The sequence below is a fragment of the Vibrio sp. TBV020 genome (assembly GCF_046056895.1).
Lineage (GTDB): Bacteria > Pseudomonadota > Gammaproteobacteria > Enterobacterales > Vibrionaceae > Vibrio.
In genome coordinates this window covers 1,152,417-1,169,619 of record NZ_JBEEAQ010000001.1, presented here as the reverse complement: position 1 = coordinate 1,169,619, position 17,203 = coordinate 1,152,417, and the positions used below count along the sequence as shown (strand labels likewise).

The following is a 17,203-nucleotide window of genomic DNA, read 5'->3' as shown; positions in this document are numbered from 1 at the left end:
CAATATTAGAACCGTGTAAACCTTCTTATTTAGCCACCCTTGCACTCTCATTTTCTGATGCCACAATGTAAAGCAGATAAAGGAATGAATGAGAATAATATCAATGAGTTGGTTTAAAGCTTCCACCCTATCGGTTGCGTTGACAAGCGCAATATCCCCCTCACTTTACGCTGATATTGGCAATACTCCCGTTGTCGGTGGACTGTTTAATTCCAGTGAAGTGCTGAAAAATCAGATCGTCTCATCACTGACCTATTCAACCACATTCGCACGTGACGTAACCTTGTTCACCATCGGTGGTATGACGCTCGAGACCTACTTATTGACGCTACCGCTAGACAGTAGCACTAAAACTCGTGTGATGGGCCAATTGGCAGATCCGAGTTACTCTATCCCTCTCGGTTATTTTCTTTATCAATTTTGCGATCGCTATACGGGAATTGAGAGCGGTGACAAATTTAAAGCTTACTTACAAACTGTTTATGATAACCAAGCACTTAAGGGCTTCGAGCACTCTTTATTTCAACTTAATGGGAACCACCAGCCAGAAGAAAAGCAACACGCCAAAGATCAAGCCCATCAGGAAGGCTTGAAGATAGATAATGAGTTTATGGCGGCCATGGTGACCGTTTATGACGCTTTGGTTCAAATTGGTGAGTGGCAAGATATGGAGAGTCTTCCTGAACAATACACTTACCTTACCTCTTCAGAGCAAGACCTTGCGTTAGTGGCAAAGATCCAACCGATTGTCGTCAATATTCTCAACCAAACGGCTTCAGGACTGGAAGAGGGAGAAATGAAACATGCCCTTCTTGCGATCGTCACTGATGGGGCGCCTGAACTCGCTTCCAAACCGAACAATAAAGCGCAAGCACTGACCATTACGCTGATCGACTTTATTCGTTTGAACGTGCTTAAGGCATACCGCCAGTTCGTTTATCAAGATGAAAGGCAGCAGCGACTCAATGATTGGTTGCAAACCGCTTTTGATAATCAGCCATCACAAGCTATTGAATTCCTGAAATCACAACAAGAAAGACGCTTTGCGGTTCAAATTACCGTCGACGGTTTGCAGCAAGGTTTAATTGAAGGTCTGGTTGATCCAGGCAAGCCATTTATCTCTCACGCGTATCAACGTCATCTATCGCAGGCGGAGCTCAACTCTCCACTGGCACAATCGAGCCCTGAGCATCAGCAAGATGTTCGCTTTATGCAGATCCTATCTGAGCAGCCGTATAAAGACCCTCACTACCTACCGTTTTTTAAACGCTTATACGCTGAGCATAAAGACTCGATTGCGCGAACCGGTATCTCATCCACACCAACTATCAGTGTACGAAACCTACCGATTATCAAGACTGGGGCTAAAGTTGCCGGAGAAAAAGGCACGGGGATTCCTAACTTCCACTTTGTCGACCGCCACGAAGATAGAGCCTATTATTTCTTCGGCAATGATGCCTTACAGCTCGATCGTTTGATGCAAAAGAATCAAGTTCAAACCATGTTTGATCGCTTAATACATCTAAAAACACTCAACTGTAACGCCCAATATGACTGGAATGCTCATACCAGCTATGACGGTTTGGTCAATTTAGGCGCTGGCGAAACACTGAGAGATTTTGGTGAAAAGCGTTGTTTAAAAGAATTAGATGAGCGAGCCAAAGTAGAAGTCATGTTGACCAAGCAGCGTCAATCGCTAATCGACAATATCCAAGCTTACCAAACAATCCCTGCGTGGGATTTTTATACCAAGATCACTCGCAAATGGAAGATTGAGCAAGATATCGAGAGCTATAGCGAGCTTGATGGCCAAGGGATGCCAGATTACACCTTGGTTTATAACCCTTGGCCAGATCACTTTGCCCATTTTGTCGGTCCATTTAGTGACGAGATCATCATGCCAACAGGTGAGCTAAACCGACTCGACTACTGGATCTCGCGCATCGAGCAAAGTTACAAAGATGCCGGCATTTACGCTCAAACCTTATGGGGTATGGCAGGTGACCACGGCTTAGCACCAGTCTACTACACACTCAACCCTGAAAAAGCCATTTTTGAACCACTAGAAGAGAAGTTAGGTTATCCGTTAGTGATCAAGAAAATCTCTTCAGATGAGGGGGAAGGGCCAAAGATCACCAACGCACTCAACTATCCGAGTAACCAAGGTACCGATGTCGTTGTTGCCTCCACTGCCGGTGGTAACTTTATGCTCGACTTCTTCAACTCTAAATCAGGTTGGAAGACGCAACCCATCTATAGCGAGCTAGTGAAGTGGCGACCTGTAAACGCCTCGGATAAAGAGAGTGTTGATATTATCTCTGAATCTCTCAACTACTTAGGGGATAGCTTAGATTACATGGTGGTGCGCAACGATACCTGCAATGACAATCATTGCCAGGCTCGTATCATCGCTAACCGTGAAAACATCAGACACGATGAAATCGTCATTAGACAGGATGATCGCTACTACTATGGCAATGTAGGTAAAGATACTTCCAAGGTGACCTTACTAGAGGCAAAGTCACTCAACCCTTACCTGCCTAAACCCAGTAACCAAGAACTAAACAACTATGCTCACTTGATTGAAAAATGCATCAATAGAGCTGTAATCGACAGCCCGAATACTTGGTGTGACACACAAGAGTGGCGTTCATTAACCCGATTTACTCCAAGACCGGATTCCATCGTTCAACTTGCGCAGCTCTATGCTGAGGAAAGAGCTGGAACAATAAACCTATTTCCAAGAGAAGGTATCGGTTACAACACTAAGGTCCCTGGCCGCCATGCGGGCGAAAGCTATTTAGAGAAAGATGCTTTTATCGGTTTCTGGGGAACACCGATTGGCGATAACCCAACACCGCTTACCTCTGAAGCCAATGGCTCTCTCGCACCTACGCTGTATGAGTATCTAACTGGTGACAAGGTTACCGCAGGTGAAAACGGTTGGGGCTACCCATCTTTACTGAATAAGCTTGATATTCAAACCAAGTAGACTTATACAAAAAAAAAGCGCCTTTGAGGCGCTTTTTTATATTCGACGATTTAACGTAGTCTAGAGTCATATTCGCTAACAGCTTGCTCTAGCTGATTAAAGTCTGATTGAGATAAATACTTTTTCAAAGCGTTAAACTTCTCTTCAGACCAATCATACACCTTCATCGACAGTAACTTTTCTATCTGTTCCACCTCAAAGCGATATTTGATGAACTGTGCTGGATTTCCGCCAACAATCGCGTAAGGCTCAACATCTTTCGTAACGACACTATTCGCTGCGACGACCGCACCTTCACCAATAGTAACGCCCGGCATGATCATCGCGCGCATCCCAATCCAAACGCCGTCATGAATAATGGTATCACCTTTGCCCTGATAGGAGCGCTCCACATCATCTAAGAATGGATATAGACAGAACCAATCCGTTCTATGGTTGTGATTACCACCCATTAAGATGACGGCTTCAGCAGCAATACAAACGTAGTCGCCGATGTAAAGCTGATCAACCTTCCAACGAGACTCCCACTGCCGACTCACTTCGTCACCATGAAGGTAGCGTACTACTGATTGTTCAAAGCCATTATCCCAGCAATCACTGTAGTAGCTATGCTGACCCTTAATATGAATGTTCATATTGGTTACTACTTGATGAAATAGCTGAAATTTAGACCAATGTTTTTGTGTCATGACAAACTCCGGTAGTAGTTGGTTTTGCCACGGAACGATTTTCGTGGCGTTGTTTAGACGTTCAAACTAAACAGCGCTCACTGAACTCTAGGTTGCTTTAACAGCGGCTCTTTTTTCATTGTAGACTCCTAGTTAATGCGCACAGACTAAGCAGCAAAACATTTTTTGTGTCAGTATTGTGTTAATCCATTTATAAAAACAAATATATAAGGTCTGTCTATGTTCAATCGTTTGTTCATCGGTACACTACTCTCACTCTCCGCCTACGCTTCCGCCTCAGAGAACATCCAAATCCGCTACCTTGACCCAAGCAGTCAAGCAGAGAAGCAAGCTCAGCAAGCCATTGAGCAAAGCGGTGTTAATGAAACTCTTGTTGATCTGTCGGACAATCTATTTCCATTCGATAATAAATTAACCATCGAATACGGCAGCAATGATGGTCCTTTGTATGATCCCGACAAACACGTTGTGCAAATGCCGTATTCCTTTTATGAGGAAGCACTCCATTACTTTGAGAAAAACCAATATCAAGAGAAGTATGGTAAGCCAGCTCAATCAGGCGCGATCGACACTGTACTTCATACCCTGTTTCATGAAGCTGGCCATGCTTACATCGCCGATCAAAACATTCCGATCCTTGGCAAAGAAGAAGATGCTGTCGATAACTTAGCCGCTGTATTGATGATTGAGTACGTTGAAAGCGGTTCAGATGCCGCGATTAGCGCCGCAGATATGTTTGCATTTGAGTCTGATGACAGACCTGATTACTACGACTTTGGCGAATACATCGACGAACATAGTTTCGATCTACAACGCTACTTCTCTACCCTATGTTTGGTGTACGGCAGTGATCCCGAACAACATGCCAACCTATTGGATGAAGTTGAAAACGATTACCTCGCAGATCGTAAAGACTTCTGTATCTATCAATATCAAGCAATCTCAGACAATTGGCATCGCTATCTGGCCAAGCAAAACACTGATCAATAACCGATTTCCGTCGTAGAAAAAATAAAAGAGGATTTTATGACAAAACTTACCATCTTCTACGACGGTTTCTGCCCGCTTTGTGTCAAAGAAATGGAGAAGCTGAAAAGCTATGACCATCATAACGTCATTCTCATCGTCGACATCCATACTTCGGCTTTTAAGCAGTACCCAGAAATTAATGCCGATGAAGCATCCACTATATTGCATGGCATAGACGCTCAAAATCAGCTGATCCTTGGACTTGATGTCACCTACCAAGCGTGGCATTTAGTGGGTAAGGGTTGGGTGTATGCTCCACTCCGTTGGACAATATTCAAACCACTTGCAGATAAAGCGTACCTTCATTTTGCACGCAACCGATACCGTTGGTCCAAACTTCTGACGGGGAAAAGTAGGTGTGACAGCGGCCAATGTAAGTAACAAATAGTACTAATGTCTAATAACTAAGACTAATAAACCTATCAAGTTTCACAGTCCTGAGCCGATAAATTGACTAATCTTATAAAGTAAACTTTTGAACTATAAAATTATAATCCAATAACTCGGCTCAGATTCGAATCAGATTCATTAGTCTTTTTTGAGTGCTGTAGCCATTAATACAAAGACAGGATGCTTGTATGAGTCTTACTATTCGTAGCCGCCTTTATATTTTGGCGCTCGTTCCGCTGCTAGTCATCGCTCTGGGGATGTTAAGTTTCACCTACATGAAAACAACAGAGTTAAATGAACAACAAATAGAGCTCACCCGCACTAACATGATGAACATGAAAAAGGCGGAACTTAAAAACTATATTCAAATGGCTAAGTCAGCTATCACCCCTTTTCTGGAACGCGGAGCTTCTTTAGAGGAAGCGCTACCAACACTCAAAACGCTTGAATATGGCAAATCTGGCTATGTCTTTGGTTACGATTCGAAAGGTGTTCGCGTTGCAGTCGGGAAAAGCGACAAAGGCATTGGGGAAAATTATTGGAACCTTCAAGATAAGCAAGGTAACTACCTAATTCAGGACTTAATCCGTAATTCTAAAACTGGGGAATTCACCACCTACTACTTCCCTAAGCTTGGTGAAACCGTCGCACTGCCTAAACTCAGCTACTCTATTTTTGTGCCCGAATGGGATCTTATGCTCGGCACCGGTTTCTACACCGACGACATTGATGCCATTGTTGCAGAAATGGAAAACGCGACAACCAGCGCCCTGCAAACTACCCTATCTGCCATCATTGTATTCTGCTTAGTTATTGCGATCATCGTAGCTATTTTTGCTGTGGCTGTGAATCGCACTATCATGAAACCACTTCAACTATTTGATCAATCCATTAGTTCATTTGCCAGTGGGGATGCAGATCTAACGGCAAGAATGGAAGACTTCAAAGCACCGGAGTTCTCGAAGCTCAGCAAAAACTTCAACGCCTTCGTTGCGAGCCTGCAGGACATAATCCGAAGCGTCACTGATGTCGGCCAACAAGTAGTTGATGAAACCAACAACATGTCGCAGCGAGCAGCCAAAGTTGATGAACTTGCTTCAGGTCAACGAGAAGAAACCGAGCAAGTTGCTACAGCAATGACAGAGATGACCACGACCGCGAGCGAGATATCCAATAACGCGAGTCAAGCAGCGCACTCAGCAAAAGAAGCAGATGACAACGCCAAAGAAGCTCAGGATATTGTGAATTCATCAGTTCAGTCCGTAGAAGCACTAGCGGAAGAAGTATCCAAAGCCAGCGGAGTGATTTCTCGCCTTGAAGGTGACGTTCAGAATATTTCCTCTTCTCTCGCGGTTATTCAAGACATTGCCGAACAAACCAACTTACTTGCATTGAATGCAGCGATCGAAGCGGCACGAGCTGGTGAACAAGGCAGGGGCTTCGCCGTGGTTGCGGACGAGGTTCGTAAACTAGCGAGTCGAACTCAAGACAGTACTGGTGAAATTCATCAGATGATTGAGCAGCTCAAAGCAGCCTCTGACGACGCAGTCAAAGCAATGGAATCAAGCCAAAAACGTGGTGCTACTACTGTTGAAGAAGCCAATGCTGCGGCACAAGCTTTGATTCAGATTCAAGATTCTATTGGCACAATCATGGACATGAACTCACTTATTGCAACAGCAACCGAAGAGCAAAGCCTAGTTGGACAAGAGATCTCGCAACGTATTGTAGTGATCTCAGACCAAAGTTCGCAATCGGCAGAACTTGCTAATGACAACCGTAACGGTAGCCAAGCGCTGAAAAGTCGAGCTAATGAACTATACGAGCTAGTTGGCCGATTTACGGTATAACTTGACCTAAAACGATAAAGCCGCCAATCACTGGCGGCTTTTTTATAAGCTCCAGGCGTGTTATCAAATTGTTTCATTTCTAACTCTGTTGGTGATGAGTTCAAAGTCGCAAAAATGTCGCTATGCTAGCCACATGTATACAAAGTAAAGTATGATTGTTTTATCAGGGAAATAAATGGTTTGAGAGTGAACGCCGCCTATGGCAAATCTAAAAAATTCTGTGGCAAAAAATGTAAAGACTAAAGTCGCCGGTCAAACACAAGATGACGTTGTCTACTGCCACATCTTCGATGCAATTCTTGAACAGCGTCTGCCACCAGCGACCAAACTAAACGAAGAAGCGCTTGCAGAAATCTTCAATGTAAGTCGCACCATAATCCGACGTGCACTACTGCGCTTATCTATGGAGCAAGTGGTTAGCATCCGTCCGAATCGCGGTGCAATGGTTTCTGCTCCAACAAAAGAAGAAGCAAAGCAAATCATTAAAGCTCGTGAAGTGATGGAGCTTGCCATTACTGAACTAGCGGTTGAACATGCGACGCCAGCAAAAATTGAAGAGTGCCGCCGCTTAGTAGAGAAAGAAAACCAAGCCTTTGACAATGATGATTATGGTAAAGGCTTACGTCTTTCAGGTGAGTTTCATATTAAGCTTGCTGAAATGGCCAACAATGCGCCGTTACTTGCGTTTCAACGCAGCCTTGTCTCACAAACCTCACTACTCATCGCCCAATATGAAACCGGCAATCATGCAAACTGTTCGCTGGATGAACACGAAAACTTACTTGATGCGATAGAGTCTGGAGATGCAACTCGTGCCGTAGACTTAATGCAAGAGCACTTAGACCACATCCGCTCTAAGCTGAACCTTGATAGCAATGCAGCCTCAAATGACCTGCATGTCGTATTTTCTGATGTTCTGAATAATCGATAGTCTAAAGTATCTCGCAAAATTCTAAGCCCAGCGCTCTGCTGGGTTTTTTAATCCCTCCAACAAAATTGTACACAAAATAAAATACAATATTAAAAATCTTTACATAGAGATTTATCACTTAAAGATAACAATTTATCTTTTAAATACATAACCTTAAAGACATAACGCCGAATTATCCTGTTATAAAAACCACGTTTTCATGTTGCATTATTGTAAAAATAAAGTTGACCTTGAGGTCAAATTAGCCAATTATTGACCTGAAGGTCAGAAAAATTACATCGGAACAATAGTGTCAATGCACAAGGAGGTCTCTTGATTACTTTCCTACTCAATCAAGAACTCAGACAAGAGAGTGAACTGTCACCAAATATGACAGTACTTCAGTACCTGAGAACAGAAGTACAAAAGACAGGAACAAAAGAAGGCTGCGGCTCAGGTGATTGTGGCGCCTGTACCGTGGTACTTGGTGAAGTAATCGACGGGAAGCTTCAATACCGCTCCGTAAACTCTTGTTTGACGTTCGTCTCTAGCCTACACGGCAAACAGCTAATTACTGTGGAAGATCTACAAAACAAAAATAAATTGCACCCTACGCAACAAGCAATGGTCGACTTCCACGGATCACAATGTGGCTACTGTACTCCTGGTTTTATCATGTCGATGTTCGCACTAAGTAAGAACAAACCAGAAGCAAATAAAGAAGACGTGATGGAATCACTGGCAGGTAACCTATGTCGCTGTACAGGTTATCGTCCAATAGTTGATGCCGCTTTGTCTTTAGCGTCTGATGAGCCATTGATGGACCAGTTCGTTGAGTTGGAAAAGACCACCATCGCAAGACTGCAAACCTTACAAGAACAGCCAGCAAGCCTGAGCTATGGCAACTTAACCGCGTACCTTCCTCGTAGCGTTAATGAGCTGGCTGATCTTTACTCCGCAAATCCTAACGCCAAACTGGTGGCGGGCGGTACGGATTTGGCACTTGAAGTGACTCAGTTCCACCGTGAAATCGAAACACTGATTAACGTCACTCAAGTTGAAGATATGAAAGTGTGTGAAGAGAGTGAAGATGCGCTGCATATCGGCGCTAACGTTGCCATCAGTGATGCCTACAAGCTTCTTACTAGTCACTATGCCGATTTTGGTGAATTACTCCACCGTTTTGCGTCACTGCAAGTTCGTAACCAAGGCACACTAGGTGGCAACATTGGTAACGCTTCTCCAATCGGTGATGCGCCACCACTCCTCATCGCGTTGAATGCTCAGGTGAAGCTGCGTCGCGGAAAACAGTCTCGTGTTATGCCAATCGAAGACTACTTTATCAGTTACAAAGTCACTGCTCAGCAAGAGAGTGAATTCATCGAGCAAGTGATCATTCCAAAGCCGAAAGACAATGAGACATTCCGTGCTTACAAACTGTCTAAACGTTTAGATGATGACATCTCTGCAGTATGTGGCGCTTTCAATATCCAAATTGAAGATAACAAAGTAATTAGCGCTCGAATCGCCTTCGGCGGGATGGCAGCAACGCCAAAACGCGCCACACGCTGTGAAAACGCTTTGTTAGGAAAAGAGTGGACTCAGGCAAATGTCGACGAAGCGATGAAAGAGATTCTCAACGACTTTGAACCACTGTCCGATTTCCGTGCGAGCAAAGAGTATCGCTCAATGACAGCGGCCAATATGCTACGTCGTTTCTACATCGAGCAGAACCATCACAACAACCAGATTGAAACAAGGGTAACGTCTTATGTCTAACGCACACCATCAGACCCTATCTCATGACGAGATGGTCGCCATCGTAAAGCAGGATCTTAAAACTGGCGTTGGTAAAAGCGTAAAACACGACAGCGCCCCAAAACAAGTAACGGGTGAAGCAGTTTATATTGATGACCGTTTAGAGTTTCCTAACCAGCTTCATGTGTACGCTCGTTTAAGCACGCAAGCACATGCGAAAATCACTAAGCTTGATGTCTCGCCATGTTATGAATTCGAAGGCGTTGCGATCGCCATTACCCACGAAGACATTCCAGGTCAACTGGACATAGGTGCGGTTTTCCCTGGTGATCCACTGCTTGCTGACGGTCTTGTACAATACTACGGCCAACCGATCATTGCAGTGGCTGCTAACGATATGGAAACAGCACGTAAAGCGGCTCAAGCGGCTATCGTTGAGTATGAAGCGCTGCCACCTGTTCTTGATGTCAAAGAAGCACTTGAGAAAGAGCTATTCGTTACAGAAAGCCACCAGCAAAAACGTGGTGACTCTGCAACAGCCATCGCTAACGCAAAACACGTGATTGAGGGCGATATTGATATCGGTGGTCAAGAGCACTTCTACCTTGAGACCCAAGTGAGTAGCGTAATGCCAACCGAAGATGGTGGCATGATCGTTTACACCTCTACTCAAAACCCGACCGAAGTACAAAAGTTAGTTGCTGAAGTACTGGGTGTACCGATGCACAAAGTCGTAATCGATATGCGTCGTATGGGTGGTGGTTTTGGTGGTAAAGAGACCCAAGCAGCAGCTCCTGCCTGTATGGCAGCCGTGATTGCTCACCTGACCAAGCGTCCAACAAAAATGCGCCTGCCTCGCGCTGAAGATATGACCATGACGGGTAAACGTCACCCATTCTACAACCAGTACAAAATTGGTTTTGATGATGATGGTGTGATTAAAGGCTCTGAGATCATTGTTGCCGGTAACTGTGGTTACTCACCAGATTTATCCAGCTCGATTGTCGATCGTGCTATGTTCCACTCTGACAATGCCTACTACTTGGGTGATGCAACCGTTACTGGTCATCGCTGTAAGACCAACACAGCATCAAATACCGCTTACCGTGGTTTTGGTGGCCCGCAAGGCATGATGACGATTGAACACATCATGGATGAAATTGCACTATATTTAGGCAAAGATCCACTCGAAATACGTAAAGCGAATTACTATGGTGGTGAAGGACGCAATGTCACTCACTACTACCAAACGGTTGAAGATAACTTCTTACCAGAAATTACCGAACAACTTGAACAAAGCAGTGACTATCACGCACGCCGTAAAGCCATCGCTGAGTTCAACAAGCAAAGCCCAATCTTGAAAAAAGGCTTAGCGATTACTCCGGTGAAATTTGGTATTTCATTCACGGCGACTTTCCTAAACCAAGCAGGTGCTCTAGTACACATCTACACCGATGGCAGTATTCATTTGAATCACGGTGGTACTGAAATGGGACAAGGCTTGAATATCAAAGTGGCACAAATCGTTGCACAGGAGTTCCAAGTTGATGTTGAACGTATCCAAATCACCGCTACCAATACCGACAAAGTACCGAACACATCGCCAACCGCAGCCTCATCGGGCGCCGACCTCAACGGTAAAGCAGCCCAAAACGCCGCATTGACGATCAAACAACGTCTGATTGACTTCGCCTCTAGCCACTTCAAAGTCTCGCCAGAGGAAGTGATATTCAAAAATGGCATGATTGTCATCCGTGATGAAATCATGACCTTTGAATCCTTTGTTCAATTGGCTTACTTCAACCAAGTATCGCTATCGAGCACTGGTTTCTACCGTACGCCAAAGATCTACTACGATCATGAGAAAGCACGCGGCCGTCCGTTCTACTACTACGCCTACGGTGCCTCTTGTTCAGAAGTTGTGGTTGACACGTTAACTGGTGAATACAAGATCCTTCGTGCAGACATTCTTCACGATGTAGGTGCATCGCTTAACCCAGCGATCGATATTGGCCAGATTGAAGGCGGCTTCTTGCAAGGTGTCGGCTGGCTAACAACTGAAGAGCTGGTTTGGAACGAACAAGGCCGATTGATGACCAACGGTCCGGCAAGTTACAAGATTCCAGCGATTGCAGATATGCCGATAGAGTTCCATACCCATCTTCTGGAAAACAGAGCAAACCCAGAAGATACGGTATTCAACTCAAAAGCTGTGGGTGAACCTCCGTTCATGCTTGGTATGTCAGTGTGGAGCGCTCTAAGAGATGCTATTGCTTCTGTTGCTGTAGATGGTGCAATTCCAAAACTGGATACACCAGCAACACCAGAGCGCGTTCTGATGGCAATTTCTAAAGTAACTCAGCCGCAAAAGACCTCACAACAAAGCACTCAGGAAGCATAACAAAGGGCTTAACCGTTCAAGGAGAGACGTATGTTTAAGGACAATTGGATTCATGAACTGGCACAACTAGAAAAAAACAGCGAACCATGTGTGATGGTAACGGTATTGGAAGACCGTGGCTCTGTGCCAAGGGATGCCGGGACCAAAATGCTGGTGACCCGTGACCGACTGATTGCCACTATTGGTGGTGGTCATTTGGAGCATGTAGCGACCAAAATGGCTCGTGAAATGCTTATTGCGGGTGAACGCTCACTAAAAGTAGAACGCTTTAATCTTGGTGCTCGTTTAGGTCAATGTTGCGGCGGAATGGCAACACTGAGCTTTGAACCCATTGGCACCGCTCAAAAGCATCTAGTTGTGTTCGGTGCTGGTCATGTCGCCAAAGCCCTTTTACATATCGTCTCCACCCTTCCTTTCCGAGTCACATGGATTGATGAACGAGATGACGTGTTCCCTGAAGAACTGCCACGAAATGTCACCAAACTAGTCACCGATGATCCAGTGGGTGAAGTTCGTGACTTACCACCAAACAGCTACTACTTGGTGATGACTCACAACCACCAGCTCGATTTCGATCTAGCAAGAGCCATCATCGACCGTGATGACAGCGTCTATTTCGGCATGATTGGCTCACTGACCAAACGTAAGAAGTTCGATATGCGTTTAGCGCAGCGTGGTTACACCGATGCACAGATCGACACTATGATTTGCCCAATTGGTGTCAGCATGGTGAATGGCAAACACCCAGCTGAAATCGCTGTGTCGGTTGCAGGTGAACTCATCGCACACTATCAGGGTATTCCACTTGAACAAAAGCGCCCTACGGCACACAGTAAAAGTAATCAACAGAGCGATTCCCAGTTGGAAGAGAAAATCGCCTAACTCGATTGCACAGCAATTGAGTTTTAAAAGGAAGTAACAATGACAACGCAACGCAAAGCTTATCGTGCAGCCATTTTGCACAGCATCGCTGACCCGAAAGATGTCGGTCTGGATAATTCATATCAGTTTTTTGATGATGGTGTGATCGTCGTTGAAGACGGCCATATTGTCGATATCGGCGAAACTGAAGAAGTCCTCGCTCGCCAGCCCAAAAACATCAGCATTACTGAGTATGAAGATAAGCTGATTACCTCAGGGTTTATCGATACCCATATCCATTACCCTCAAACGGGCATGATTGCCTCTTATGGTGAACAGCTGCTTGACTGGCTTGAGAACTACACCTTCCCTGAGGAGCGTCGCTTCAAAAATCCAGTTTATGCGCATAAAGTGGCTAAGCTATTTTTTGACGAGCTCGCAAGCAACGGCACTACAACCGCACTGGTTTTTGGTACCGTGCACAAAGAATCGGTCGATGTGTTCTTCGAGGAAGCTCAAAAGCGCAAACTGCGCATGATCGCGGGTAAGGTGTTGATGGATCGTAATGCGCCAGATTACCTAACAGATACCCCAGAGTCGGGCTACGAAGCGTCAAAAGAGCTTATCGAGAAATGGCACAACACAGATCGACTACTGTATGCCGTAACCCCTCGTTTCGCGCCAACCAGTACACCAGAGCAACTTGCAACGGTGGGTAAACTTCTTGAAGAGTACCCTGATGTGTATATGCACACTCACCTTTCTGAAAACAAGAAAGAGATTGAATGGGTATTAGATCTGTTCCCAGAACGTGACTCATACCTTGATGTTTACGATCATTATGGTTTGCTGCACAAGCGCTCCGTGTTCGCTCACGGGATCCATCTATCGGACTGTGAATGTAAACGCCTGGCCGATACCGAGTCTGCTATCGCCTTCTGTCCAACTTCCAACCTGTTTCTAGGCTCAGGTTTATTTAAGCTACCAAAACTTGAAGAGCACGGCGTCAGAGTCGGAATGGGCACCGATGTCGGCGCAGGAACCAGTTTCTCGATTCTGCAAACCATGAGTGAAGCGTACAAAATCATGCAGCTTCAGCAAGAAAAGCTTCATCCATTAAAATCTCTCTTCTTGGCAACACTCGGCGGCGCACGTTCGCTTCATCTTGAAGATAAGATTGGTAACTTGGAAGTGGGTAAAGAAGCCGACTTTGTAGTGCTTGATTTACATGCGACACAGCTAATGCGCTTTAGAATGCACCAAGCAACCACGCTTGAAGAGAAACTGTTTGTCTTGATGAGCTTAGGTGATGACCGCACTGTTTGTGAAACATTTATCTACGGTGAAAAAGCTTACGACGCTCAAGGGCAGATCGACGTAAAGAAGTTCGCTAGCTAAACAATAACAGGGTCCGTTAACCCAACGCTCTCTACATATCATTCAGCGCTCTCCTTGTGGGGAGCGTTTTCTTTACTCGTACTTTGCCACTACGCGTGCCATCAAATCCAAACGAACTGGCTTAGGTAACACATCATTGAAGCCTAATTCCAAGTAAGAAATGACGTCTTTTTCAAATGTATTAGCAGTCAGAGCAACAATGGCTGAGCCAGGCGCTAAGTTATCTCTCCTAATTCGTTTTAACGCCTCAATACCGTCCATTACTGGCATTTGGATATCCATCAAGATCAGATCAAATTGCTCCTTTTTCAGTGCATCAAGGCACTCTTGTCCGTCATTCGCAATCTCAACCTTGGCGTTAAGCGTCGTAAGCATCTTTTGAGCAACGATTTGATTCACCTTCATATCTTCCACTAGCAAGACAGAAAAAGCAGACCCTTCTTCACTCTCTTCCAATGTGAATTCTTCATTCGCATTTGACGATAAATGCGATAATGCATCAAAAAGTGTGTACACATCATAAGGCTTGCTTAATCGAGTAAGGTTGTTCAAATCTGGTAGTTCTGCATGCACATCAGCGAAAGCTATCAGGTGTTTTACCTCTGGAAGTGAGCCCATCATTTGCACGATATCGATCTCATCTGCGGGTGAGTGAATGTAAACGAGGATTCTTCCATTTGGAGAGTACAAGTTAAGACGTGAAAGCTCATCCACAACCACTGGTTTTATAATGGCATGATCTGCAACTACTCTGACTTGCTCAATTAAATCGGCTGATAGCTCTAACCTTTGCTCAGAAATCACCTTAACCGGCACACTCACGATAAATGTCGTACCCAATTTAAGCTGGCTTTTGACTTGAATCGTTCCGCCCATCAACTGTACTAAAGACTGGCAAATTGAAAGCCCAAGACCGGTTCCTCCATATTTACGAGTGATGGATTCATCTGCTTGGGTAAATTCTTTGAAGACGTTCTCGAGCTGCTCTTCCGTCATTCCGATGCCTGTATCTTTGATCGTAATGATCATTTGCTGCTGTTGAACATCCAAATCAAAATGAATATCAACGAAACCGTGGCTGGTGAACTTGACGGCGTTAAAGCTGAGATTATTGACGATTTGCAGCAACTTGGTTTTATCTGCAACGATTTGATAACGCTTATTCATCGCACTTGAGAAATACACCTCAACGCCCGGTTTGCTCATCTCAATGAAGATGGTTCTTGAGACATCCAACAATTCATCACAATAAAACGTATCTTGCTCTAACTTTATTTTTCCTTGTTCGATTTTACTAATGTCGAGAACACTATTGATAAGCTTGAGCAAATGCTGACCAGAGCTGTTGATTAGAGAAGTAAACTGACGCGTTTGCTCGTCACATTGCAAAAAATACTCTTTTTGGCTTAGTCCAATCACTGCATTAAGTGGCGTGCGCATCTCATGAGACATATTGGCCAAAAAGCGGGCCTTTGCCGTTGCACTCTGCTCGGCGAGTTTTTTCGCCTCTTCGATACGCTCTGTACGTTCATGCAGATCTTGACTTAGTCGAATCTGATTAACATACATCCATGAAATCACACCAATCATTAGCATAGAGAACAGTAAGATAATACCCAAATAGATCGATTGACTGTCATAAAAGTCCTCTTTGTATTGGACAAACTCCATCTGGTTTTTCTGCACATTGGAGACAAAATTAGATAAATACACATTGAGGTCACGGTAGACAATATCTAACTCTTTGAGCACTGATAGTGTTAATGCGTCATCGGCAACATTTAGGCTATTAATACGAGTAAACATGAGCTCCATATCTAAGAGCATTCTAGACAGCTTTTTCAGATTGCCATACTGCGCGTGTATTCGTTGGGTTCTATCCGCTTCAAAATCTTGAAAAATACTAGCGCGGTGAACCCGAGCTTTCATTTTAAGTTTCGCGAGTGCTTTACTAGATGGATCAGCCGAAAATAAAAGCAGTTCATTTTTAACCAACAACAGCTTACCTTTAGCCGAGATATTGTTGTTAACTATGGTCACGTAGGGTTGTGGCGAAACATTCTTGATTTCAGACTGGGAATAAAACACATAGCCAATCATCATCATTAAAGATATGCACAGCGTTCCAATAACAATTGAAAAAGCAAGACCGGGTTTCCAGAAGCGTTCTACTTGATCTTTACTCAACGATAATCTCTCTCACTTGCCACACCGAAAGGCTATAGAAAAAATCGTTCCTCAGTTCCGCGTAGTCTGCAAAAGGGAAAACAACAAACAGAGGACCTTTGTCATCGATTGTCATTCGCTTGCCTGCCTCATGAGTCGCGAGAATTACTTGATACTTATTAATGTCAGATATTGGGATTGTCACAACATAGTCATCCCAGGCAATCACCTTTATGGATTCCCCTTTTGCGCCCACTAACCTCAAGATGTTACTGATTGCAGGGCCTTTGTATTCTACAACTTGCTCAACCACGTGGTTATTGGTTTTGACGGTGCGCTGAACCATTTGATCAATCATGCTTTGGTCAAACTCAGCCCCTACTTCAGCGTTTGATTGCGTAATATTTCCCGACACCCACAAAATAGGTTCTCCAGTCGGAGGGGCCAGCGCGAATACGCATTGACTAAATACCCATAACAGACTGGCAGCTAACGTTTTTTTCATATGGCGTCTCCATCTCACTAGGTTAATGAGCATCAATCAAGGTTCAATAAAACGAGTATAGTCAATGTTCTAATGCTAAGTAGAAGTCACATCTGGTATTGAGTGAGTTGATATTGTGAACACTATTCGCGGCGTTTCTCGGAATCTCGAACCGAAGCAGTCAACGAATGATATGTAACTTTTATGAAGCCCCACTTAACACCTGATTAAGTGATTGTGAATTCCGGCACACACAAACTATTTGTACAGTTCTG

12 protein-coding genes are annotated in these 17,203 nt (G+C 44.5%); 9 read left to right on the top strand and 3 right to left on the bottom strand.

What is annotated here, in order from left to right; translation table 11 throughout:
• The first annotated feature begins 103 nt into the window (after positions 1-103).
• The gene (locus AAFX28_RS04990; protein ID WP_408686214.1) at positions 104-2,992 is read left to right on the top strand and encodes an alkaline phosphatase family protein; all 2,889 of its coding nucleotides are present in this window, start codon (positions 104-106) and stop codon (positions 2,990-2,992) included.
• A gap of 50 nt (positions 2,993-3,042) precedes the next feature.
• Here the strand turns inward: AAFX28_RS04990 and AAFX28_RS04985 are convergent, their stop codons facing one another.
• Positions 3,043-3,681 carry a CatB-related O-acetyltransferase gene (locus AAFX28_RS04985; RefSeq protein WP_408686212.1) on the bottom strand — a complete coding sequence of 213 codons (639 nt, stop codon included), beginning with the start codon at positions 3,679-3,681 and terminating at the stop codon, positions 3,043-3,045.
• 219 nt (positions 3,682-3,900) lie between these two features.
• Between AAFX28_RS04985 and AAFX28_RS04980 the strand changes: the two genes are divergently transcribed.
• From AAFX28_RS04980 to guaD, 8 genes are all read left to right on the top strand, one after another.
• The gene (locus AAFX28_RS04980) at positions 3,901-4,671 is read left to right on the top strand and encodes a DUF4344 domain-containing metallopeptidase (RefSeq protein ID WP_408686210.1); all 771 of its coding nucleotides are present in this window, start codon (positions 3,901-3,903) and stop codon (positions 4,669-4,671) included.
• A gap of 36 nt (positions 4,672-4,707) precedes the next feature.
• Positions 4,708-5,091 carry a thiol-disulfide oxidoreductase DCC family protein gene (locus AAFX28_RS04975; RefSeq protein ID WP_408686209.1) on the top strand — a complete coding sequence of 128 codons (384 nt, stop codon included), beginning with the start codon at positions 4,708-4,710 and terminating at the stop codon, positions 5,089-5,091.
• A 197-nt stretch (positions 5,092-5,288) separates the two neighbouring features.
• Positions 5,289-6,950: a methyl-accepting chemotaxis protein gene (locus AAFX28_RS04970; RefSeq protein ID WP_408686207.1), complete on the top strand. Its 1,662-nt coding sequence runs from the start codon at positions 5,289-5,291 to the stop codon at positions 6,948-6,950.
• Between the two features lie 199 nt (positions 6,951-7,149).
• Positions 7,150-7,881: a GntR family transcriptional regulator gene (locus AAFX28_RS04965; protein WP_408686205.1), complete on the top strand. Its 732-nt coding sequence runs from the start codon at positions 7,150-7,152 to the stop codon at positions 7,879-7,881.
• A 312-nt stretch (positions 7,882-8,193) separates the two neighbouring features.
• Positions 8,194-9,639 (top strand): xanthine dehydrogenase small subunit, encoded by a 1,446-nt coding sequence (xdhA, locus tag AAFX28_RS04960; protein ID WP_408686203.1) that lies wholly within the window; start codon positions 8,194-8,196, stop codon positions 9,637-9,639.
• Positions 9,632-12,019: a xanthine dehydrogenase molybdopterin binding subunit gene (gene xdhB / locus AAFX28_RS04955; protein ID WP_408686201.1), complete on the top strand. Its 2,388-nt coding sequence runs from the start codon at positions 9,632-9,634 to the stop codon at positions 12,017-12,019. Before xdhA ends, xdhB begins: the two co-directional genes overlap by 8 nt.
• Positions 12,020-12,049: 30 nt before the next feature.
• Positions 12,050-12,901 (top strand): xanthine dehydrogenase accessory protein XdhC, encoded by an 852-nt coding sequence (gene xdhC / locus AAFX28_RS04950; protein WP_004411205.1) that lies wholly within the window; start codon positions 12,050-12,052, stop codon positions 12,899-12,901.
• Positions 12,902-12,940: 39 nt separating this feature from the next.
• The gene (gene guaD / locus AAFX28_RS04945) at positions 12,941-14,278 is read left to right on the top strand and encodes a guanine deaminase (RefSeq protein WP_408686199.1); all 1,338 of its coding nucleotides are present in this window, start codon (positions 12,941-12,943) and stop codon (positions 14,276-14,278) included.
• A 72-nt stretch (positions 14,279-14,350) separates the two neighbouring features.
• On the opposite strand, the gene AAFX28_RS04940 is transcribed toward guaD, so the two are convergent.
• Both AAFX28_RS04940 and AAFX28_RS04935 read right to left on the bottom strand, forming a co-directional pair.
• Positions 14,351-16,465, bottom strand: coding sequence for an ATP-binding protein (locus AAFX28_RS04940; RefSeq protein ID WP_408686197.1), 2,115 nt, complete (start codon positions 16,463-16,465; stop codon positions 14,351-14,353).
• Positions 16,458-16,949, bottom strand: coding sequence for a hypothetical protein (locus AAFX28_RS04935; RefSeq protein ID WP_408686195.1), 492 nt, complete (start codon positions 16,947-16,949; stop codon positions 16,458-16,460). Before AAFX28_RS04935 ends, AAFX28_RS04940 begins: the two co-directional genes overlap by 8 nt.
• Positions 16,950-17,203 lie beyond the last annotated feature (254 nt).